1 protein-coding gene and 2 pseudogenes are annotated in these 24422 nt (G+C 74.8%); all 3 read left to right on the top strand.

The genetic code is table 11. The features are described 5' to 3' along the window. Nucleotides 1-214: 214 nt before the first annotated feature. Nucleotides 215-7477 (top strand): annotated as a pseudogene (locus tag DFQ13_RS20965) (SDR family NAD(P)-dependent oxidoreductase); the annotation flags it as partial. A 71-nt stretch (nucleotides 7478-7548) separates the two neighbouring features. Next, on the top strand, nucleotides 7549-18873 hold the full coding sequence (locus tag DFQ13_RS20960; RefSeq protein WP_407643185.1) for an SDR family NAD(P)-dependent oxidoreductase: 11325 nt from the start codon (nucleotides 7549-7551) through the stop codon (nucleotides 18871-18873). A 78-nt stretch (nucleotides 18874-18951) separates the two neighbouring features. After that, a pseudogene (locus DFQ13_RS20955) lies at nucleotides 18952-24258 on the top strand (SDR family NAD(P)-dependent oxidoreductase); the annotation flags it as partial. Between the last annotated feature and the right edge of the window lie 164 nt (nucleotides 24259-24422).

Below are 24422 nucleotides of genomic sequence, written 5' to 3'. Positions count from 1 at the left end.
GCCCGCCGCCGCCGCCCCCCCCGCCGCCGCCCCCGCCCCCGCCCCCCCCGCCCCCCGCACCCCCGGCGCCCCCGCCCCCGCCACCCCCGGCACCCCCACCCCCGGCACCCCCACCCCCGGCACCCCCGGCACCGGCATCGCCGGCACCTTCGGCACCATCGCCCCCTCCGGCACCGCCGCCGCTGGCATCTTTGGCGCCGCTGGCACCCCTGGTGCTGCCGGCACCGGCATCACCGCGGGCGACACCGTGCTCATCACCGGTGGCACCGGCACCCTCGGTGGGCTGTTGGCCCGCCACCTGGTCACCGCGTGCGGTGTGCGCAGGCTGGTGCTGACCAGCCGCTCCGGGCACGCCCCCGAACTGGCCGCCGAGTTGGCCGGGCTGGGCGCGGATGTCGTTGTCGCGGCGTGTGATGTCGCTGAGCGGGAGCAGGTTGCCGCGCTGTTGGCCGCGCACCCGGTCACCGCTGTCGTGCACGCGGCGGGGGTGCTCGACGACGGTGTGGTGGAGGCGTTGACCCCGGAGCGCGTTGCCGCTGTGCTGCGGCCCAAGGTGGACGGGGCCGCGCACCTGGCCGAGTTGGCCGGGCCGCTGTCGGCGTTCGTGCTGTTCTCCTCCAGTGCCGCCACCTTCGGGGACGCGGGGCAGGGCAACTACGCCGCCGCCAACGCCGCCCTCGACGCCTACGCCGCGCACCTGCGGGCCGCCGGGCGGCCCGCCGTCTCCCTCGGGTGGGGGTTCTGGGAGCAGCGGTCGGGGATGACCGCCGCGCTGTCGGAGGCCGACGTCGAGCGCATGCGGCGGTCCGGGACCGGCCCGCTGGGCACCGAGGACGCGCTCGCCCTGTTCGACCTGGCCACCTCCGGGGACCGGGCCGCGCTGCTGCCCGTGCGGTTGGAGCCCGCCCGGGTGCGGGACGTGCCGCCGGTGCTGCGCGGTCTGGTCCGGTCTCGGGTCCGCCGCGCTTCCGCCTCGGTTGCCGGGGAGGTCGGTGGCCTGGCCGGAAAGGTGGCCGGGCTGGGTGCCGACGCGCGCCGCGCTGCCGTGCTCGACCTGGTCCGCGCGGAGGTCGCCGCCGTGCTCGGTCACGGCGATCCCGCCGCCGTCGTCGAGGGTGGTGCGTTCAAGGACCTCGGGTTTGACTCGCTGACCGCGGTGGAGTTGCGCAACCGGCTGTCCGCGCTGACCGGCTCGCGCCTGCCCGCGACCCTGGTGTTCGACCACCCGACGCCGGGTGCGCTGGCCGAACGGCTGCTGGCCGACCTGGCAGGCGCCCCGGCCGCCGCCCCCGTTGCGGCGGTCGCGGCGGTCGGGGTTGACGAACCGATCGCCGTGGTGGCGATGAGCTGCCGGTACCCCGGCGGGGTCGGCTCGCCGGAGGACCTGTGGGCGGCCCTGCTCGACGGCCGCGACGCCACCTCCGACTTCCCCGCGAACCGCGACTGGGACGTCGAGGCCCTGTACGACCCGGACCCCGACAAGCCAGGCACCACCTACACCCGCCGGGGCGGGTTCCTTGCCGACGCCCCCGACTTCGACGCCGCGTTCTTCGGGGTGTCGCCCCGGGAGGCGTTGGCGATGGACCCGCAGCAGCGGGTGCTGCTGGAGGCCTCGTGGGAGGTGCTGGAGCGGGCCGGGCTGGACCCGTCCGGGTTGCGCGGCAGCCGGACGGGCGTGTTCGCCGGGGTGATGTACCACGACTACGCCGCGCGCCTGCGCAGCGTGCCCGAGGACCTGGAAGGCTTCCTGGGCAACGGCAGCGCCGCCAGCGTGGTCTCCGGTCGCGTGTCCTACACCTTCGGGTTCGAGGGTCCGGCGGTCACGGTGGACACGGCGTGTTCGTCGTCTTTGGTGGCGTTGCACCTGGCGGCGCAGTCGTTGCGGCAGGGGGAGTGCGACCTGGCGTTGGCCGGGGGCGTGACCGTCCTGTCCACGCCGGAGGTCTTCGTGGACTTCAGCAGGCAGCGCGGGCTGGCCGCCGACGGGCGGTCCAAGCCGTTCGCGGCGGCGGCCGACGGTGTGGGCTGGTCCGAGGGTGTGGGTGTGCTGCTGCTGGAGCGGCTGTCGGACGCTCGTCGCAACGGGCACCGGGTGTTGGCCGTGGTCCGGGGTTCTGCGGTGAACCAGGACGGGGCGTCGAATGGGTTGACGGCGCCGAACGGGCCGTCGCAGCAGCGGGTGATCCGGCAGGCTTTGGCCAACGCTGGTTTGTCCACTCAGGACGTTGATGTGGTGGAGGCGCACGGGACCGGGACCACGCTGGGCGACCCGATCGAGGCGCAGGCGCTCATGGCCACCTACGGGCAGGACCGGTCCGAGCCGCTGTGGTTGGGGTCGGTGAAGTCGAACCTGGGGCACACCCAGGCCGCCGCCGGGGTGGCTGGCGTGATCAAGGCCGTCTTGGCGATGCGGCACGGGGTGCTGCCCAAGACGCTGCACGTGGATGCGCCGTCGCCGCACGTGGACTGGTCCGAAGGGGCCGTGGAGTTGCTGACGGAGGCCCGGCCGTGGCCCGAGGTGCGGCGGGCGCGGCGGGCGGCGGTGTCGTCGTTCGGGATCAGCGGGACCAACGCGCACGTGATCGTCGAGGGCGTGCCCGCCGACGAACCGGTGCCGGCACCCGCCGTGCCGGTGGTGCCGTGGGTGGTGTCGGGGCGGACGCCGGAGGCGGTGCGGGCGCAGGGTGAGCGGTTGGCCGAGTGGGCGGCCGGTACCGAGGTGGACCCGGTCGCGGTGGGGTCGGCGTTGGTGTTGGGGCGGCAGCGGTTCGAGCACCGCGCTGTCGTGGTGGGTACCTCGCCGGAGGAGTTGGTCGCCGGGCTGGGATCGCTCTCGCCGGTGGTGGCCGGGTCGGGGAAGACGGCGTTGGTGTTCACCGGTCAGGGTTCGCAGCGGCTCGGCATGGGTCGTGAGCTGTACGAGACCTACCCGGTGTTTGCCCGGGCCTGGGATGAGGTGATCGAGCACCTGTCCATCCCGGACCTTCCGGTTGAGGACACGGGGTTCGCCCAGCCTGCGATCTTCGCGTTCGAGGTCGCCGTGGTGCGGTTGCTGGAGTCGTGGGGTGTGCGGGCGGACGCGTTCGTGGGTCACTCCATCGGTGAGCTGGCTGCCGCGTATGTGGCGGGCGTCTGGTCGCTGGAAGACGCTTGCAAGCTGGTCGCGGCGAGGGCATCGCTCATGCGGGCGCTGCCGCGTGGCGGTGCCATGGTGGCGATCCCGGTTGCGGAGTCGGAGATCGAGCTGCCCGAGGGTGTGTCGGTCGCGGCGGTGAACGGCGCGGAGTCGGTGGTCATCTCCGGTGACGAAGATGCTGTGTTGGCGTTGGCGGCGCGGTTCCCGCGCTCGAAGCGGCTCAACACCAGTCACGCGTTCCACTCGGCGCACATGGAGCCGATGTTGGCGGCGTTCCGGGAGGTCGCGGAGTCGGTGACTTACCGCGAGCCGAAGGTGCCGGTGGTTGGTGCTGAGGTGACGTCGCCTGAGTACTGGGTTCGGCAGGTGCGTGGGGCTGTCAGGTTCCACGACGCTATTCAGCAGGTGCAGGGAATGGTGTTGGTCGAGGTTGGCCCGGATGCTTCGCTGACCGCCTTGACGGGCGGGGTTGCGTTGCAGCGCAAGGACAAGCCGGAAGCGGTGAACCTGGTTGCCGGGTTGGGCAAGGCCCACGCGCTGGGGACCTCGGTGGATTGGGCGGCGTTCTTCGGTGGCCCGGGTGCAAACGTGGACCTGCCCACCTACGCCTTCCAGCACGAGCACTACTGGCTCGACGCGGGCACCGGGGCCGGGGACGTGGGCGCGCTCGGGCTCGACGACGCCGACCACCCGCTGGTCGGGGCGGCCGTCGAGGTGCCGGACGGCGTTGTCCTCACCGGGCGGCTGTCGCTGCGCACCCACCCGTGGTTGGCCGACCACGCCGTGCTGGGTTCGGTGTTGCTGCCGGGCACCGCGTTCGTCGAACTGGCCGTGCGGGCCGGGGACCAGGTGGGCCTGCCGCACGTGGCCGACCTGACCTTGCAGGCGCCGTTGGTGCTGCCCGAGGACGGTGCCGTGGACCTGCGCGTGGTCGTCGACGCCGAGCAGCGGGTGGAGGTGCACTCCAGGGTCGGGGACGACCCGTGGACGCAGCACGCCGTGGGCGTGCTCACCGCCGACGCCCCGACCGGGGCCGTGCTCGACCAGTGGCCGCCCGCAGGTGCCCGGCGCGTCGACACCGACAGCGCCTACGCGGACCTGGCCGACCAGGGTTACCACTACGGCCCGGCCTTCCAGGGGTTGCGCGCGGTGTGGCGGCGCGGCGACGAGGTCTTCGCCGAGGTGGAACTGCCCGACGACGTGCCCGCCGACCGGTTCGGCCTGCACCCGGCCCTGCTGGACGCGGCCCTGCACGCCCTCGGCCTGGGAGTCGACAGTGCCGAGAACCCCGAGGCGCTGGGCCTGCCGTTCTCCTGGGAGGGCGTGACCCTGCACGCCGCCGGTGCCCGCGCCCTGCGGGTCCGGCTGGCGCCGTCCGGCACCGGGGCGTTCGCCCTGGCGCTGGCCGACCCCGCCGGGCAGCCGGTGGCGACCGTGGCCGCGCTGGCGCTGCGCCCGGTCAGCACCGACCAGCTCGCCCCGGCCTCGGCGGCGTGGTCGTCGCTGTTCCGGGTGGACTGGCCCGCCCTGACCGCCGAGCCCGCCGACCCGCAGCCGTGCGCCGTGCTGGGCACCGACGCCCTCGGGCTGCACGACCTGCTCAAGGCGGGTGGTGCGGCCGTGGACACCGCCGTCGACCTCCCCGCCCTGCTCGCCCGGCCGGTGCCGCCGGTGGTGTTCGCCCCGCTGCCCGCCGTGGACGGGGACCTGGTCGACGCCACCCACGCCGCCACGCAGGGTGTGCTGGCCTTCGTGCGGACCTGGTTGGACACCGACGCCACCGACGCCACCCGGCTCGTGCTCACCACCCGGGGTGCGGTGAGCACCGGCGCCGGGGACGACCCGACCGACCTGGCCCACGCCGCCGCCTGGGGCCTGCTGCGCTCGGCGCAGGCGGAGAACCCTGGCCGGATCGTGCTGCTCGACCTCGACCCGGCCGCCGCCCAGGCGCCTGCGGCGGGTGCGCTCGCCGCAGCCCTGGCCACCGACGAACCCCAGTTGGCCCTGCGCGACGGGGTGGTGCGCACCCCGAGGTTCGCCCGTGGCGCGACCACGGCGGCGCTGGTGCCGCCCCCGGGTGGACACTGGCGGCTGGAGGTCAGCGCCACCGGCACCCTGGAGAACCTGGTGCTGGCCGACTCCCCGACCGCCGTGGCGCCGCTGGCGCCCGGGCAGGTGCGGGTCGGGGTGCGGGCGGCGGGCATGAACTTCCGCGACCCGCTCATCGCCCTGGGCGAGTACCCCGGCTACGACCTGCTCGGCAGCGAGGGCGCGGGCGTGGTGCTGGAGGTCGGCCCCGGCGTGGACGACCTGGCGCCCGGCGACCGGGTCATGGGCCTGTTCGACGGCTCCTTCGGGCCCGTCGCGGTGGCCGACCGGCTGCGCCTGGCCCGCACCCCCGACAGCCTGACCGACGCGCAGGCCGCGACCGTCCCGGTCGTGTTCCTCACCGCCTACTACGGACTGGTGGACCTGGCCCGCCTGCAAGCCGGTGAGCGGCTGTTGGTGCACGCGGCGACCGGTGGTGTGGGCATGGCGGCGGTGCAGATCGCCCGGCACCTGGGGGCGGAGGTGTTCGCCACGGCGAGTCCGGGCAAGTGGGATGTGCTGCGCGGCATGGGGTTCGGCGACGATCGGATCGCCTCGTCGCGGACCTTGGACTTCGAGGACAAGGTGCTCGGCGCCACCGGTGGTGCGGGTGTGGACGTGGTGTTGGACTCGCTGGCCCGTGAGTTCGTGGACGCCTCCCTGCGGCTGCTGCCGCGTGGTGGTCGGTTCCTGGAGATGGGCAAGACCGACATCCGCGACCCGCAGGCGGTTGCCGCTGAGCACGCCGGGGTGGACTACCGGGCCTTCGACATCAGCGACGCGCCCAACGACCGCATCCAGACCATGCTCGGCGAGGTCTTGTCCCTGCTCGACCGGGGCGTGCTGCGCCCGCACCCGATCCGCGCGTGGGACGTGCGGCGGGCACCGGAGGCGTTCCGGTTCCTCAGCCAGGCCAGGCACACCGGCAAGTTGGTGCTGACGGTTCCGCGTGGGATGGCCGGTGGCACGGTGTTGATCACCGGTGGAACCGGTGTCCTCGGCGGGGAGATCGCCCGGCACGTGGTGGCTGAGCACGGCGTGCGGGACCTGGTGTTGCTGAGCCGCCGTGGGTTGACCGCCGAGGGTGCGCCGGATTTGGTCGCGGAGCTGGAATCACTGGGCGCACGGGTGCGGGTCGAGGCGTGCGACGCCGCAGACCGCGCAGCGGTGGCGGAGGTGCTGGGATCGTTGGAGGTTCCGCTGTCCGGTGTGGTGCACACCGCCGGGGTCCTCGACGACGGCCTGCTCACCTCGCTCACCCCGGAGCGCCTGGAGCGGGTGATGCGCCCCAAGGTCGACGCGGCCGTGGTGCTGCACGAGCTGACCCGCGACCTGGACCTGGCCGCGTTCATCCTGTTCTCCTCCGTCGCCGCCACCTTCGGCGACGCCGGTCAGGGCAACTACGCCGCCGCCAACGCCTTCCTCGACGCCTTGGCCGCGCACCGCCGCGCCCACGGCCTGCCCGCCGCGTCCCTGGCGTGGGGGCTGTGGGAGCAGCGGTCCGGGATGACCGCGCACCTGACCGACACCGACGTCGAGCGGATGCGCCGCTCCGGCATGGCCCCGCTCGGCACCGCCGACGCCCTGGCCCTGCTCGACCTGGCGCTGGCGGTGGACGAACCGCTGCTGGCGCCGATGCGGCTGGACCCGCGCAGGCTGCCCGCCCACCCCGACCCGGTGCTGCGCGGCCTGGCCGGTGCGGCCGGGCGGCGCACCGCCTCGGCGGGCGGCGGCGCGGAATCCCTGGCCCAGCGGCTCGCGGGCCGCTCGGCCGAGGAGCAGGACGCGCTGGTGCTGGACCTGGTGCGCGGCGAGGTCGCCACCGTCCTCGGCCACGCCGACCCCGCCGCCGTCGACCCCGGGCAGGCGTTCAAGGAGCTGGGCTTCGACTCGCTGACCGCCGTCGAGCTGCGCAACCGGCTTACCGGGGCCACCGGGGAGCGGCTGCCCGCCACCCTCGTCTTCGACTACCCCAGCCCGGCCGCGCTGGCCGCGCGCCTGCGCACCCAGCTCGCCCCGGCAGCGGCGGCAGCACCGCAGGGCGACCCGGTGGAGGTGGCCCTGCGCGCCGCCCTGGCCGCCACCCCGCTGGCCCGCTTCCGCGAGGAGGGCCTGCTCGACGCATTGCTGCGGCTGACCGGCCTCGCCCAGGACGACGCGGGCGACGACACGGGCGACACCGACCCCGAGGACTCGATCGACGCGATGGACGCCGACCGGCTCATCCGCCTGGCGCTCGGGAACCAGGACTAGGCCGTGCCCCGACCACGGCTCTCACCGACTGAGACCTCCGCACCACGGCCTGGCCGTGCCCGACCGAGGAGCTGCTGATGGCCACCTCTCCCGACCAACTGCTCGACGCGCTGCGCTCCTCGCTCAAGGAGGTCGAGCAGTTGCGCAAGCAGAACCGGCAGCTCGTGCAGGCCGCCCGCGAGCCGATCGCCATCGTGGGCATGGCCTGCCGCTTCCCGGGCGGGGTGTCCTCGCCCGCGCAGCTCTGGGACCTGGTCGCGGGCGGGGTGGACGCGATCGGCGAGTTCCCCACCGATCGCGGCTGGGACGCCGACGCGCTCTACGACGCCGACCCCGAGGCCGTCGGGCGCACCTACGCCAGGGAGGGCGGCTTCCTGCACGAGGCCGCCGAGTTCGACGCGGCGTTCTTCGGGATCTCCCCGCGTGAGGCGCTGGCGATGGACCCGCAGCAGCGGGTACTGCTGGAGGCTTCGTGGGAGGCGCTGGAGGACGCGGGCGTGGACCCGGGTTCGCTGCGCGGCAGCGCCACGGGTGTGTTCGCGGGCGTGATGAGCACCGACTACTTCCCGGGCCTCGACGGCGCCCCGGACGGGCTGGAGGGCTACCTCAGCACCGGCACGTCCGGCAGCATCGCCTCCGGCCGGGTCGCCTACACCCTGGGGTTCGAGGGTCCGGCGGTCACCGTGGACACGGCGTGTTCGTCGTCGCTGGTGTCGCTGCACCTGGCGGTGCAGTCGTTGCGGCAGGGGGAGTGCGACCTGGCCCTGGCCTCCGGCGTGACGATCATGGCCACGCCCGACACCTTCATCGATTTCAGCCGTCAGCGCGGTCTGGCTGCCGATGGTCGGTGCAAGGCGTTCGCGGATGCCGCTGATGGCACCGGGTGGGGCGAGGGTGTCGGCGTTCTGGTTGTCGAGCGGTTGTCGGACGCGCGGCGCAACGGGCACCGGGTGTTGGCGGTGGTGCGGGGGACGGCGGTCAACCAGGACGGCGCGTCGAACGGGCTGACCGCGCCGAACGGGCCGTCGCAGCAACGGGTGATCCGGGCCGCGCTGGACAACGCCCGCCTGACCCCGGTCGACGTGGACGCCGTCGAGGCGCACGGCACCGGCACCACCCTGGGCGACCCGATCGAGGCCCAGGCCCTGCTGGCCACCTACGGGCAGGACCGGGCGGAGCCGCTGTACCTGGGCTCGGTCAAGTCGAACGTCGGGCACACCCAGGCCGCCGCCGGGGTGGCCGGTGTGATCAAGATGGTCGAGGCGATGCGCCGCGGGGTGCTGCCCAGGACCCTGCACGTGGACCGGCCCTCCGAGCAGGTCGACTGGTCGGCGGGCGCGGTGGAGCTGCTGGTGCGGAACCGGCCGTGGCCGGAGGTGGACCGGCCGCGCCGGGCGGGGGTGTCGTCGTTCGGGATGAGCGGCACCAACGCCCACGTCGTGCTGGAGCACGAACCCGAGCCTGCCGCCCCGACCGCCGGGGGCGGTGTGGTGCCATGGGTGCTGTCGGCCAAGACACCGGAGGCGCTGCGGGCGCAGGCCGGGCGGCTGGCCGCTTTCCTCGGTGACCACCCCGGGGTGGCACCCGCCGACGTGGCCGCGACCCTGCTGGGGCGGGCGGTGTTCGAGCACCGGGCCGTGGTCGCGGGTGGCGACCGGGAGGCCCTGCTGGCCGGGTTGGCCGACCTGCCGGTGGCCGGTCGGCGCGTGTCCGGCGGAACCGGGCCGGTGTTCGTGTTCCCCGGTCAGGGTTCGCAGTGGGTGGGGATGGCCCGGGACCTTGTCGACCAGTCGCCGGAGTTCGCCCGACTGTTCGGTGAGTGCTCGGCTGCGGTTGAGGGCTTGGTGGACTGGAAGGTCGCCGAGGTGTTGGGCAATGAGTCGGCGTTGGAGCGGGTGGATGTCGTTCAGCCGGTGCTTTTTGCTGTGATGGTTGCTCTTGCGGGGTTGTGGCGTTCGCTCGGGGTTGAGCCGGGTGCGGTGCTGGGTCATTCGCAGGGTGAGATCGCGGCTGCCGCTGTTTCGGGTGCGTTGTCGCTGGAGGACGCGGCGAAGGTTGTTGTGCTGCGCAGCCGGGCGATCGCGGGCGGTCTGGCTGGTCGTGGCGGGATGGTGTCGGTGGCGTTGCCCGTGGATCAGATGCGGGAATTGCTGGCGGACTACCCGGGTGTGTCGGTGGCTGCGGTCAATGGTCCTTCGGCCGTGGTGGTTTCCGGTGACCCGGAGGGGTTGTCGGCGCTGGTTGCCGCGTGTGAGGCCCGGGAGGTTCGGGCGAGGGTGATCCCGGTGGATTACGCCTCGCACTCGGCGCAGGTGGAAGCCATTCGGGGTGAGGTGGTTTCGGCGTTGGCCGGGATCGAGCCGTGTGTCCCCGAGGTGCCGTTCTTCTCGACGGTGACGGGGGAGTGGATCAGCACTGCGGCTGTGGACGCCGAGTACTGGTACGAGAACCTGCGCAACACGGTCCGGTTCGAGGAGGGTGTGCGGGCGCTCGCTGCCGAGGGTTTCGGTGCCTTCGTCGAGGCGAGTGCGCACCCGGTGCTGATCATGTCCATTGAGGACACGGTGGAGGCGGTGGCTGTCGGGTCGCTGCGGCGCGGTGAGGGCGGGCTGGACCGGTTCCTCGCCAGCGCCGGGCTCCTGTTCGCCCACGGTGTTCCGGTCACCTGGCCCGACCCGGGTGGGGTGCCGGTCGACCTGCCCACCTACGCCTTCCAGCGCGAGCGGTACTGGCTCGACGGCGGCGGCGCCACCGACGTCACCGGCCTGGGCCAGGTCGGCGCCGGGCACCCCCTGCTCGGCGCGGCGGTCGAGGTCCCCGGCGGGGTGGTGCTCACCGGGCGGTTGTCCACCCGCACCCACCCCTGGCTGGCCGAGCACGCCGTGCGCGGCACCGCCCTGCTGCCGGGCACCGCGTTCGTGGAGCTGGCCCTGCGCGCCGGGGACCAGGTCGGCCTGCCGGTGCTGGCGGACCTGACCCTGGAGGCGCCGCTCGTGCTGTCCGAGCGCGGGGCGGTGACCGTCCGCGTGGTCGTCACCGACAGCCGGGTCGAGGTGCACTCGCGCGGTGATGACGAGACCTGGGTCCGCCACGCTTCCGGCGTGCTCACCGCCGAGCCCACCACCCCGGCCGCCGACCTGGTCGAGTGGCCGCCCGCCGGCGCGGAGGCGCTGCCCGTGGCCGGCGCTTACGCCGACCTGGCCGCCCGGGGTTACGAGTACGGCCCGGTGTTCCAGGGGTTGCGGGCGGCGTGGCGCCGGGGTGCCGAGGTGTTCGCCGAGGTGGCGGTCGACGCCCCCGTGGACGGTTTCGGGGTGCACCCGGCGCTGCTGGACGCCGCCCTGCACGCCCTGGGCCTCGATTCCGACGACCTCGCCCTGCCGTTCGCCTGGTCCGGGGTGGCCCTGCACGCCGAGGGCGCCACCGCCGCCCGGGTCCGCCTGACCCCCACCGGGTCGGGGTCCGTCGCGGTCGCCGTGGCCGACCCGGCCGGGCGGCCCGTGGCCACCGTCGAGGCACTGACCCTGCGCGCCGCCGACCCGGCCGCCCTGGCCGCAGCCCCGGCCCGGCCGCTGCACCGGCTCACCTGGCAGGCCCTGCCCGTGCCCGGGGGCACCGGCACCGGGCTGCCCCAGGCACCCGACCTCACCTACGCCGAGGTCCCCACCGACCTCGACCCCCGGGGTGCCGCCGCGTTCGCCCTCGACCGGGTGCGGGCGTGGCTGGCCGACGGGACCGACGGGCGACTGGTGGTGCTCACCCGCGCCGAGGCGGACCTCGCGCACGCCGCCGTGCACGGGCTGGTGCGCTCCGCGCAGGCCGAGCACCCCGGCCGCTTCGTCCTGCTCGACCTCGACGACTCGCCCGCGCCGACCGAGTCCCTGGCGGCGGCCCTGGCGGCCGACGAACCGCGGCTGGCCGTGCGGGACGGCGTGGTCACCGCCCCGCGCGTCGTCCGCGCCGACACCCCGGGCACCGCGCCCGCCCTCGACGGCACCGTGTTGATCACCGGCGGGACCGGGGTGCTGGGCGCTCTGGTGGCTCGGCACCTGGTGGTGGCGCACGGTGTGCGGAGCCTGGTCCTGCTCAGCCGCAGCGGCGCGGCGGGTGCGGAGGAACTGCTGGCCGAACTGCGTGGGCTGGGTGCGCGGGCGGAAGCGGTCGCCTGCGACGCGGGCGACCGGGCTGCGGTGGCGGAGGTGCTGGCCGGTGTCCCGGCTGACGCGCCGCTGCGTGCGGTCGTGCACGCGGCCGGTGTGCTCGACGACGGTGTTGTCACCGGGCTGACCCCCGAGCGCGTCGACGTGGTGTTCCGGCCGAAGGTCGACGCCGCAGTAGTGCTGGACGAGCTGACGCGTGGCCTCGACCTGGCGGCGTTCGTGCTGTTCTCCTCCGCCGCCGGTGTGCTGGGCACGGCGGGCCAGGGTGGTTACGCGGCGGCGAACGCCGTGGTCGACGCGGTGGCGGTGCGCAGGCGGGCGGCGGGGCTGCCCGCCGTATCGTTGGCCTGGGGCTTCTGGGAACAGCGCACCGGCATGACCGCGCACCTGACCGACTCCGACGTGGCCAGGATGCGCCGCGAAGGCGTGCGCCCGCTGACCACCGAGCACGGCCTGGCCCTGTTCGACGCGGCCCTGACCGCCACCGACCCGCTGCTGGTCCCGATCGACCTCGACCCGACCGCCCTGCGCGCCCAGGGGTCCGACCTGCCCGCCGCGCTGCGCGGCCTGGTCCGGGCCCGCCGGGCCACCGCCTCGACCGCCGAGGCCCCCTCGGGCCTGCGCGCCCGGCTGGCCGCCCTGCCCGAGGCCGAGCGCGGCCCCGCCGTGCTGGAACTGGTGCGCGAGCGGGTCGCCGCCGTGCTGGGCTTCGCGGGCGCCGCCGCCGTCGAGCCGGACCGGGCCTTCAAGGAACTGGGCTTCGACTCGCTGACCGCCGTCGAGCTGCGCAACCGGCTCACCGCCGCCACCGAGCGGCGCCTGCCCGCCACCCTGGTGTTCGACCACCCCACCCCGAGGGCCCTGGCCGACCACCTGGCCGCCGAACTGCTGGACCTCGCCGTGGCCGACCGCGCGCCCAGGGCCGTCGCGGCGACCGGGGACGCCGTGGCCATCGTGGGCATGAGCTGCCGCTTCCCGGGCGGGGTGTCCTCGCCCGCGCAGCTCTGGGACCTGATCGCGGGCGGGGTGGACGCGATCGGCGAGTTCCCCACCGATCGCGGCTGGGACATCGACGCCCTCTACGACCCGGACCCGGAGAAGGCGGGCAAGACCTACACCCGCCACGGCGGGTTCCTGCCCGGTGCCGCCGGGTTCGACGCGGCGTTCTTCGGGATCTCCCCGCGTGAGGCGCTGGCGATGGACCCGCAGCAGCGGGTGCTGCTGGAGGCCGCCTGGGAGGCGCTGGAGGACGCCGGGGTGGACCCGGGTTCGCTGCGCGGCAGCGCCACGGGGGTGTTCGCGGGCTTGATGTACCACGACTACGCCGCCCGGCTGGTCGGCGCCACTGTGCCCGAGGACGTCGAGGCGTACCTGGGCAACGGCAGCGCGGGCAGCGTGGCCACCGGACGCGTGTCCTACACCTTCGGGTTCGAGGGTCCTGCGGTCACCGTGGACACCGCGTGTTCGTCGTCGTTGGTGGCGTTGCACCTGGCGGCGCAGTCGTTGCGGCAGGGGGAGTGCGACCTGGCGCTGGCCGGGGGTGTGACGATCATGTCGACCCCGGAGACGTTCACCGAGTTCAGCCGCCAGCGCGGCCTGTCGGCCGACGGCCGCTGCAAGCCGTTCGCGGCGGCGGCCGACGGGACCGGCTGGGGTGAGGGCGTCGGCCTGCTCGTGCTGGAGCGGCTGTCGGACGCCCGCCGCAACGGGCACCGGGTGCTGGCCGTGGTGCGCGGTACGGCGGTGAACCAGGACGGCGCGTCGAATGGGTTGACGGCGCCGAACGGGCCGTCGCAGCAGCGGGTGATCCGGCAGGCTTTGGCCAACGCTGGTTTGTCCACTCAGGACGTCGATGTGGTGGAGGCGCACGGGACCGGGACCACGCTGGGCGACCCGATCGAGGCGCAGGCGTTGCTGTCGACCTACGGGCAGGACCGGCAGGAGCCGCTGTACCTGGGGTCGGTCAAGTCGAACATCGGCCACACCCAGGCCGCCGCAGGTGTTGCGGGCGTGATCAAGGCCGTCTTGGCGATGCGGCACGGGGTACTGCCCAAGACGCTGCACGTGGACGAGCCGTCGCCGCACGTGGACTGGTCCGAAGGGGCGGTGGAGCTGCTGGCCGAGGCCCGGCCGTGGCCGGAGGTGGACCGGCCGCGGCGGGCGGCGGTGTCGTCGTTCGGGATCAGCGGGACCAACGCGCACGTGATCGTCGAGGGCGTGCCCGCCGAGCAGGCCGCCCCGGTCGAGGGCGGTGTGGTGCCGTGGGTGCTGTCGGCCAAGACGCCGGGAGCGCTGCGGGCGCAGGCCGGGCGGCTGGCCGCCTTCCTGGGCGAGCACCCCGAGGTGGCACCGGCCGACGTGGCCCGGTCGCTGCTGGGCCGGGCGGTGTTCGAGCACCGGGCGGTCGCCGTGGGCGCCGACCGGGCCACCCTGCTGGCCGGGCTGGCCGACCTGCCGTCGACGACCCCGGCCTCGGGCGGCTCGCCGGTGTTCGTGTTCCCCGGCCAGGGTTCGCAGTGGGTGGGGATGGCCCAGGACCTCGTCGACCAGTCGCCGGAGTTCGCCCGGTTGTTCGCCGAGTGCTCGGCTGCGGTTGAGGCGTTGGTGGACTGGAAGGTCGCCGAGGTGTTGGGCGATGAGTCGGCGTTGGAGCGGGTGGATGTCGTCCAGCCGGTTCTGTTCGCCGTGATGGTGGCGTTGGCCGGGCTGTGGCGCTCGACCGGGGTTGAGCCGGGTGCGGTGCTGGGGCACTCGCAGGGTGAGATCGCGGCTGCTGCGGTGTCGGGTGCGTTGTCGTTGGAGGACGCGGCGAAGGTGGTCGTCCTGCGCAGCAAGGCGATTGCCGGTGGACTGGCCGGTCGTGGCGGGATGGTGTCGGTGGCGCTGCCCGTGGAACGCGTGCGGGAGTTGCTGGTCGAGTACCCGGGTGTGTCCGTGGCGGCGGTCAACGGTCCCTCGGCCGTGGTGGTTTCCGGTGACCCGGAGGGGTTGTCGGCGCTGGTGGCCGACTGCGAGGCCCGGGAGGTTCGGGCCAGGGTGATCCCGGTGGACTACGCCTCGCACTCGGCGCAGGTGGAGACCATTCGGAACGAGGTTGTCTCGGCGCTGGCGGAAATCGAGCCGCGCATCCCTGCGGTGCCGTTCTTCTCGACGGTGACCGGTGAGTGGGTGAGCACGGCCGCGCTGGGTGCGGAGTACTGGTACGAGAACCTGCGCAACACCGTGCGGTTCGAGGAGGGTGTGCGGGCGCTGGCGGATGAGGGCTTCGGTGCCTTCGTCGAGGCGAGTGCGCACCCGGTGCTGACCATGTCCATCGAGGACACCGTGGAGGCGGTGGCTGTCGGGTCGCTGCGGCGGGGTGAGGGCGGGGCCGAACGGTTCCTGCGCTCCCTCGGTGAGGCGTTCGCCGCCGGTGCGGCCGTCGACTGGTCCCGGTGGCCGGTGCCGCCCGCGAACCGGGTCGAGCTGCCCACCTACGCCTTCCAGCACGAGCGCCACTGGCTCGACGCCCCCGCAGGTGCCACCGACGCGGGTTCCCTCGGGCAGGTGCCCGCGGGGCACCCGCTGGCCGCCGCCGTGGTCCCGCTGGCCGGGTCCGACGGGTTCGTGCTCACCGGCAGGCTCTCGCCGCGCACCCACCCCTGGCTGGCCGACCACGCCGTCCTGGGTTCCGTGCTGCTGCCCGGCACCGCCTTCGTGGAGCTGGCCGTGCGGGCGGGCGACGAGGTGGGCTGCCCCCGCCTGGTCGACCTGACCCTGGAAACCCCGCTCGTGCTGCCCGAGGACGCCCCGGTCACCGTGCAGGTCGTCGTCGGCGACCCCGACGACAGCGGGGTGCGGGCCGTCAGCGTGCACTCGCGCGGCGACGACGGGCCGTGGACCCGGCACGCCTCCGGGGCGCTCACCGCCGAGGCCCCGGCCCCCGCCGCCGACCTGGCCGAGTGGCCGCCCCCGGGCGCCGAACCCGTCCCCGTCGACGCGGTCTACCCGGGCTTCGCCGAGCGCGGCTACCACTACGGCCCGGCCTTCCGGGGCCTGCGCGCCGCGTGGCGCCGGGGTGGCGAGGTGTTCGCCGAGGTGGCCCTGCCCGAATCCGAGCACGCCGCCGCCGCGGCCTTCGGCCTGCACCCGGCCCTGCTCGACGCCGCCCTGCACGCCCTCGGCCTCGGTGGCATCGCCGACGGCGACGGCGCCCAGCTCCCGTTCGCCTGGAGCGGGGTGTCCCTGCTGGCCTCCGGCGCGACCGCCCTGCGCGTGCGACTGGCCCGCACCGGCGAGGACGCCATCACCATCACCGCGGCCGACGCGGCGGGCGCCCCCGTGGCCTCGGTGGACTCCCTGGTGCTGCGGGCCATCACCCCCGACCAGCTCGCGGGTTCCTCCGCCGCCGCCGCCCTGTTCCACGTCGAGTGGGCCCCGGTCGGCATCGAACCGCTCGCCGCGCAGCCGGACTGGGCGGTCCTGGGCACCGACGCCCTGGGCGTGCAGAGCCTGCTCAAGGCCGCCGACGTCGACGCCCCGCACCTGGCCGACCTGACCGGGGCCGACCGGCTCCCCGCCCTGGTGCTCGCCCCGCTGGCCCCCGTCGCCGAGCCCCACTCGGCCGCGGCGGCCCGCACCGCCACGCACGCCGTGCTCGACCTGCTCCAGGGGTGGTTGGCCGACGACCGGCTCACGGACACCCGGCTCGTGGTGGTGACCCGGGGCGCCACGGGCGACGACCCGGCCGACTTGGCCGCTGCTGCGGCCGTGGGCCTGGTCCGCTCGGCCCAGGCTGAGCACCCCGACCGGATCGCCCTGCTCGACCTGGACAGCGGGGAACTGCCCGCCGCTGAGGTGGCCGCCGCCCTGGCCGCCGGGGAACCGGAGCTGGCGGTGCGCGGTGGGCGGGTGCTGGCCCGCAGGCTGGCCCGGCCCTCGGCGGCGCTGGTGCCGCCCCCGGGCGGGCGCTGGCGGCTCGACGTCGACGTGCGCGGCACCCTGGAGAACCTGGTGCTCGCCGACAGCGCCGAGGCGCGCGCGCCGCTGGCCCCGGGCCAGGTGCGCATCGGGGTGCGGGCGGCGGGCATGAACTTCCGCGACGTCATCGTGGCCCTGGGCCTGGTGCCCACCGAGGAGGTCATGGGCAGCGAGGGCGCGGGTGTGGTCCTGGAGGTCGGCCCCGGCGTGGACGACTTGGGGCCCGACGAGCGGGTCATGGGCATCTTCGACGGCTCGTTCGGCCCGGTGGCCGTGGCCGATCGCCGCATGGTCGCCCGCATCCCGCAGTCCTGGGACTTCACCGAGGCCGCGACCGTCCCGGTGGTCTACCTGACCGCCTACTACGGGTTGGTGGACCTGGCCGGTTTGCGGGCCGGTGAGCGGTTGCTGGTGCACGCGGCGACCGGTGGTGTGGGTATGGCGGCGGTGCAGATCGCCCGGCACCTGGGGGCGGAGGTGTTCGCCACGGCGAGTCCGGGCAAGTGGGATGTGCTGCGCGGCATGGGGTTCAGTGACGATCGGATCGCGTCGTCGCGGACCCTGGACTTCGAGGGTGCGTTCCTCGACCGGACCGGCGGCGCGGGCATGGACGTGGTGTTGGATTCGCTGGCCCGTGAGTTCGTGGATGCTTCGTTGCGGTTGTTGCCGCGTGGTGGTCGGTTCCTGGAGATGGGCAAGACCGACATCCGCGACCCGCAGGCCGTCGCCGCCGAGTACCCGGGCGTCCAGTACCAGGCGTACAACCTGCCCGAGGCGGGGCCCGAGCGCATTCAGGAGATGCTGCTGGAGGTGCTGGACCTGTTCGACAAGGGGGTCCTGGCGCCGCTGCCGGTGCGCTCGTGGGACGTGCGGCGGGCGCCGGAGGCGTTCCGGTTCCTCAGCCAGGCCAGGCACACGGGCAAGTTGGTGCTCACCGTTCCGCGTGGGATGGCCGGTGGCACGGTGTTGATCACCGGTGGCACGGGTGTGCTGGGGGCCGAGGTCGCCCGGCACCTGGTGGCTGAGCACGGTGTGCGCGACCTGGTGCTGACCAGCCGCCGTGGGTTGGCGGCCGAGGGGGTGCCGGAGTTGGTGGCGGAGTTGGAGTCGCTGGGTGTACGGGTGCGGGTCGAGGCGTGCGACGCCGCGGACCGCGCTGCGGTGGTCAAGGTGCTGGACTCGCTGGACGTCCCGCTGTCCGGGGTCGTGCACGCCGCGGGTGTCCTCGACGACGCCCTTGTGGGTGCCCTCGACGCCGAGCGGGTCGACCGGGTCCTGCGACCCAAGGTCGACGCGGCCGTGGTCCTGCACGAGCTGACCCGCGACCTGGACCTGGCCGCGTTCATCCTGTTCTCCTCCGCCGCGGCCACCTTCGGCGAGGCGGGGCAGGGCAACTACGCGGCGGCCAACGCCTTCCTCGACGCCCTGGCCGCGCACCGCCGCGCGGCGGGCCTGCCCGGCACCGCCCTGGCGTGGGGTTTTTGGGAGCAGCGCTCCGGGATGACCGGCCACCTCACCGACACCGACCTGGAGCGGATGCGCCGTTCCGGCATGGCCCCGATGACCACCGCCGAGGGCCTGGCCCTGTTCGACCTGGCCTGCCGGGCCGACGACGCCGCCCAGGTGCCGATCCGGCTCGACCTGGCCGCCCTGCGCGCGGCGGGCACCGTCCCCGCGGTGCTGCGCGGCCTGGTCCGCGGCCCCGGCCGCCGCGCCGCCCAGGCCGTCGCCGTCCCCACGGGGGACGCCTTGGCGGTCCGGTTGGCCGGGCAGGCGCCCGCCGACCAGCGGCGGGTGCTGCTCGGGGTGGTCCGCGAGCAGGTCGCCGCGGTCCTGGGCCACGGCAACGCCACGGCCATCGCCCCCGCGCAGGCGTTCAAGGAACTGGGCTTCGACTCGCTGACCGCCCTGGAGCTGCGCAACCGGCTCGGGGCGGCCACCGGCGAGCGGCTGCCCGCCACCCTGGTCTTCGACCACCCCACCCCCTCGGCCCTGGTCGAGCACCTGCGCGAACGCCTGGTCGGCGCCGACGAGCAGGCGGGCGCGGCCTCGGTGCTGGCCGGGATCGACCAGTTGGAGGCGGTGCTGGCCGGGGTCGACACCGAAGGCGACGTCGACCCGGCCGACGAGGCCGAGATCACCGCGCGGCTGCGGGCCGTGCTGTCGGCCTGGGACGCCCGGCGGGCCACCCCGGGCGACGACGACGAGGACGACCTGGCGGGCGCCACCGCCGACGAGGTCCTGGACCTCATCTCCAGGGAATTCGGCAAGTCCTGACCCACTCAGCGGCCCGCCGCCCCGGACACCCCGGCGGTCGGCGGGCCGCGCTACGGCTCTGATCGGGTGACGCACAAGATGGCCAACGACGAGAAACTGCTCGACCACCTCAAGTTCATGACCGCGGAGCTGCGCCGCGCCCGCCGCCGCGTCGCCGAGATGGAGGAGGCCGAGCGCGAGCCGGTGGCCATCGTCGGCATCGGGTGCCGGTTCCCGCGCGCCGCGTCCGCCGAGCAGCTCTGGGCGCTGGCCGAGGGCGGCGTGGACGCGATGGGCCCGTTCCCCGCCGACCGGGGCTGGGACGTCGAAGCGCTCTACGACCCCGACCCCGACGCCCCGGGCACCTCCTACGTGCGCGAGGGCGGCTTCCTCGCCGACGCCGCCGGGTTCGACCCGGCGTTCTTCGGCATCTCCCCGCGCGAGGCACTGGCCATGGACCCGCAGCAGCGGTTGCTGCTGGAGGTCTCCTGGGAGGCGCTGGAGCGCGCGGGCCTGGACCCGACCGGGCTGGCGGGCACCCCGACCGGGGTGTTCTTCGGCCTGATCGACAACGGCTACACCGGGGTCACCGACGTCCCCGCCGAGCTGGAGCCCTACCTGGCCAATGGCGGGTTCAGCAGCGTCGCCTCCGGCCGGGTCGCCTACACCCTGGGCCTGGAGGGCCCGGCGATCACCGTGGACACCGCGTGCTCGTCGTCGCTGGTGGCCCTGCACCTGGCCGCGCAGTCGCTGCGCCGGGGGGAGTGCACGCTGGCCCTGGTCGGCGGGGCCAGCGTGATGGCCAAGCCCTTGGCGTTCACCGACTTCAGCCGCCAACGCGGTTTGGCTGCCGATGGTCGGTGCAAGGCGTTCGCCGATGCCGCTGACGGCACCGGGTGGGGCGAGGGCGTCGGCGTCCTGGTGGTCGAGCGGCTGTCGGACGCGCGGCGCAACGGGCACCAGGTGTTGGCGGTGGTGCGGGGCACTGCGGTCAACCAGGACGGCGCGTCCAACGGCCTGTCGGCGCCGAACGGGCCCGCGCAGCAGCGGGTGATCCGGGCCGCGCTGGCGTCCGCCGGGCTGCGGCCCGCCGACGTCGACCTCGTCGAGGGCCACGGCACCGGCACCACCCTGGGCGACCCGATCGAGGCCCAAGCCCTGCTGGCCACCTACGGGCAGGACCGGGAGGTCCCGCTGTACCTGGGGTCGTTCAAGTCCAACATCGGCCACGCGCAGGCCGCCGCCGGGGTCGCGGGCGTGATCAAGGTGGCCATGGCGCTGCGCGCGGGCGTGCTGCCCCGCACCCTGCACGTCGACAAGCCCTCCGACCACGTCGACTGGTCCGAGGGCGCCATCGAGCTGCTGACCGACAACCGGCCGTGGCCCGAGGTGGACCGGCCGCGCCGGGCGGCGGTGTCGTCCTTCGGCATCAGCGGCACCAACGCCCACATCATCCTGGAGGCGGCCGAACCCGAACCGGAACCCGAGCCCGCAGGCGGTGTGGTGCCGTGGGTGCTGTCGGCCACGACGCCGCAGGCGCTGCGGGCGCAGGCCGACCGGCTGGCCGCCGCCGTGGCCGCCGCACCGCACTGGCACCCGGCCGACGTCGCCGCGTCGCTGGCGGGGCGGGCGGTGTTCGAGCACCGCGCCGTTGTGGTCGGCGCCGACCGGGGGACCCTGCTGGCCGGGCTGGCCGAGCTGCCCTCGGGGGTGGCGGGGCACGTGGGTGCGCCGGTGTTCGTGTTCCCCGGTCAGGGGTCGCAGTGGGTGGGGATGGCCCGCGAGCTGGTGGATCAGTCGCCGGAGTTCGCTCGACTGTTCGGTGAGTGCTCGGTCGCGGTTGAGGCGTTGGTGGACTGGAAGGTCGCCGAGGTCTTGGACGACGAGTCCGCGTTGGAGCGGGTGGATGTTGTCCAGCCGGTTCTTTTTGCTGTGATGGTTGCTCTTGCGGGGTTGTGGCGTTCGGTGGGTGTGGAGCCGGGTGCGGTGTTGGGGCACTCGCAGGGTGAGATCGCTGCTGCCGCTGTTTCGGGTGCGTTGTCATTGGAAGACGCGGCGAAGGTGGTCGTCCTGCGCAGCAAGGCGATTGCCGGTGGGCTGGCCGGGCGTGGCGGGATGGTGTCGGTGGCGCTGCCCGTGGATCAGGTGCGGGAGCTGCTGGTCGAGTACCCCGGTGTGTCGGTGGCGGCGGTCAATGGGCCTTCGGCGGTGGTTGTCTCCGGTGACCCGGAGGGGTTGTCGGCGCTGGTGGCCGCGTGTGAGGCCCGGGAGGTGCGGGCTCGGGTGATCCCAGTGGATTATGCCTCGCACTCGGCGCAGGTGGAGGCGATCCGGGGTGAGGTGGTTTCGGCGTTGGCCGGGATCGAGCCTCGGGTGCCTTCGGTGCCGTTCTTCTCCACAGTGACTGGTCAGTGGGTGAATACGGCCGCGCTGGGTGCGGAGTACTGGTACGAGAACCTGCGCAACACCGTGCGGTTCGAGGAGGGTGTGCGGGCGCTGGCGGACGAGGGTTTCGGGGTGTTCGTGGAGGCGAGTGCGCACCCGGTGCTGACGATGTCCATTGAGGACACCGTGGAGGCGGTGGCCGTCGGGTCGCTGCGGCGGGGCGAGGGCGGGCTGGACCGGTTCCTGCGCTCCCTCGGTGAGGCGTTCACCCGGGGCGTGCCGGTGACCTGGTCCGCCCTGGCCACCGGGCGGCGCGTCGACCTGCCCACCTACACCTTCCAGCACGAGCGGTTCTGGCTGGAACCGGTGGGCGGCACCGGTGACCTCGGCGCGGTCGGGCAGACCCCCGCCGAGCACGGCCTGGTCGGGGCCGTGGTCGAGGTGGCGGGCGGGGTGGTGCTCACCGGGCGGCTGTCCACCCGCACCCACCCGTGGCTGGCCGAGCACGCCGTGCGCGGCACCGCCCTGCTGCCGGGCACCGCGTTCGTGGAGCTGGCCCTGCGGGCGGGTGACGAACTGGGCCTGCCCGTGCTGGCCGACCTGACCATCGAGGCGCCCCTGCTGCTCCCGGAGGACGGCGCGGTCGACCTGCGGGTCACCGTTGACGCCGAACACCGCGTCGAGGTGCACTCGCGCGGTGCCGACGAGACCTGGACCCGGCACGCCACGGGTGCGCTGGCCGAAGCCGCCCCCACCCCGGCCGTCGACCCGGTCGAGTGGCCGCCCCCGGGTGCGGAGCCGCTGCCCGTGGACGCCGCGTACACCGACCTGGCCGTTCGCGGCTACGAGTACGGCCCTGTGTTCCAGGGACTGCGGGCCGCCTGGCGGCGGGGTGACGAGGTGTTCGCGGAGGTGGCGGTCGACGCCCCGGTGGCGGGGTTCGGGGTGCACCCGGCGTTGCTGGACTCCGCCCTGCACGCCCTCGGCCTCGACGGCGGCGACACCGTTCGCCTGCCGTTCGCCTGGTCCGGGGTGGCCCTGCACGCCGGGGGCACCACCGCCGCCCGGGTGCGCATCGCCCCGGCGGGCGCGGGCGACACCTCGGCCGGGGCCGAGGACACCGTGTCCGTGCTGCTCACCGACCCCGCCGGGAACCCGGTGGTCACGGTGGACTCGCTGGCCCTGCGCGAGGTCGACCCGGCCCGCCTGGCCGCCGCCCGCCCGGCGGACTCCCTGCTGCGGCTGGAGTGGACCCCGGTCCCCGCACCCACCGCCGCACCCGGCGCGTGGGCCGCCCTCGGGGACTTCCCCGGCGCCACAACCGTCCCCGACCTGACCGCCGTTCCCCCGGGCACCGACGCCGTCTTCGCTGTCCTGCCCGAGTACCCCGACGACCCGGCCGCCCTGCCCGACACCGCCCGCGCGGCCACCGGTTGGGCGCTGGACCTGCTGCACACCTGGCTGGCCGACGACCGGGACCCGGACGCCCGCCTGGTCGTGGTCACCCCGGCGGGCACCGGCCCGGCCGCCGCCGTGCGGGGGCTGGTGCGCTCCGCCCAGTCCGAGAACCCCGGCCGGGTGGTCCTGCTCGACACCGACGCCCGGCCCGACCCGGCGACCTCGGCCGCCGCCCTGGCCTCGGGCGAGCCGGAACTGGCCTGGCACCGGGGCACCCTCACCGCGCCCCGCCTGGCCCGCGCCACCGCCACCCCCGCCACCCTGCCCGCCGACGGCACCGCCCTGATCACCGGGGCCACCGGGACGCTGGGCGCGCTGGTGGCCCGGCACCTGGTGGTGGCGCACGGCGTGCGGAGCCTGGTGCTGCTCAGCCGCAGCGGTGCCGCCGCGGCGGGTGCGGCGGAACTGGTCGCGGAATTGCGTGGGCTGGGCGCGCGGGTGGAATTGGCCGCCTGTGACGCGGCCGACCGGAATGCGGTCGCCGGGGTATTGGCGGGTATTCCGGCGGATGCGCCATTGCGCGCTGTGGTGCACGCCGCCGGGGTGCTCGATGACGGCCTTGTCACCGCGATGACCCCGGAACGGGTCGACGTCGTGTTCACACCCAAGGTCGACGCCGCGGTCGTATTGGACGAGTTGACGCGGGACAGCGATCTCGCGGCGTTCGTGGTGTTCTCCTCCGCTGCCGGAGTTCTCGGCACCGCGGGGCAGGGCAATTACGCCGCCGCGAATGCCGTGGTCGACGCCATCGCGGTGCGCAGGCGGGCGGAGGGGCTGCCCGCGGTGTCCCTGGCGTGGGGTTTCTGGGAACAGCGCACCGGGCTCACCGGCGCGCTCAGCGACACCGACGTGGCTCGAATGGCCCGCGGCGGGGTCACCGGCCTGTCCCCCGAGGAGGGCCTGGCCCTGTTCGACGCCGCGCTCGGCGCCCCCGACCCGGTCCTGGTGCCGCTGCGCCTCGACCGGGCCGGGCTGCTGGCCGACGGCGTCGACGTCCCGCCGCTGCTGCGCGGCCTCGTCCGGGCTCCCGCCCGCCGCGCCGCGGGCCCGGCCACCGGGGCTGACCAGCTCACCCGGCTGACCGCCCTGCCCGCCGAGGACCGGCCCGCCGCCGTCCTCGACCTGGTGCGCGGCCACATCGCCGGGGTTCTCGGCTTCGCCGGGCCCGAGGCCGTCGAACCGCACCGCGGCCTGCTCGACCTCGGGTTCGACTCGCTGACCGCGGTGGAACTGCGCAACCGGTTGGGCGCCGCCATCGGCACCCGCCTGCCCGCCACCCTGGTGTTCGACCACCCCAGCGCCGCCGAGCTGGCCGGTCACCTGCTCACCCGCCTGCCCGACCCGGCCGGGGCGGCGGCGGGCGGCGACGGGCTGGCCGCGCTGGAGGCCAACGCCGACACCCTCGACCCCGAGGAGCGCCGCCGCACCACCGCCAGGCTGCGCGCCCTGCTGGCCCGGCTGGACGCGGCGGGAACCGACGCCGACAACGTTTCCGAAAAGCTGGAATCGTCTTCCGACGACGACCTGTTCGCATTCATCGACAACGATCTCGGCGTTTCCTGACAAACAGCGGAACAACGGCCCGGCCCCGGTGGGGTCGGGCCGTTCGCGTGTGGGCACGGGCCATAGGGGGAGGCCCTAGGGGTTGTAGACCCCAGGGGCCGACCATAGCGTTGGCCGAGCGGAAATAGCGCCGATTTCCCCTCGTCCGGTGATCAGTCCCGCGC

Origin of the sequence: Actinokineospora spheciospongiae (assembly GCF_003182415.1) — a bacterium.
Lineage (GTDB): Bacteria > Actinomycetota > Actinomycetes > Mycobacteriales > Pseudonocardiaceae > Actinokineospora > Actinokineospora spheciospongiae.
Note: the sequence above shows the minus strand (reverse complement) of the source record. Positions and strands in the feature narration are given on the sequence as shown.